Annotated in this window: 1 protein-coding gene; it reads left to right on the top strand. The window is 40.1% G+C overall.

Annotation, left to right across the window (positions count from 1 at the left end; genetic code table 11):
* Positions 1–269, top strand: a 269-nt coding sequence (locus SB756_RS30510) for a 3-methyl-2-oxobutanoate hydroxymethyltransferase (protein WP_410913297.1), incomplete at both ends; no start/stop codon positions are given.

Raw genomic sequence — 269 nt, 5'->3', positions numbered from 1 at the left:
AAAATAACAAAATCACAGCATTAACTGCTTACGATGCAAGCTTTGCAAAGTTATTTCATGATAATGGCGTTAACGTTATTTTAGTCGGTGATTCATTAGGTATGGTGCTACAAGGCGGTGATGATACGCTTGGCGTAACCAACCAAGATATTGCTTATCATACGCGCTGCGTGCGTGCAGGAAGCCGTGAATTATTTGTTATTGCTGACATGCCATTTATGACATATTCAAGCGTTAACGACACCTGTAAAAATGCCGCAGAACTTATG

The organism is Pseudomonas sp. SIMBA_068 (assembly GCF_046534705.1).
GTDB lineage: Bacteria > Pseudomonadota > Gammaproteobacteria > Pseudomonadales > Pseudomonadaceae > Aquipseudomonas > Aquipseudomonas putida.
This window is presented reverse-complemented; position numbering and strand designations above follow the sequence as displayed.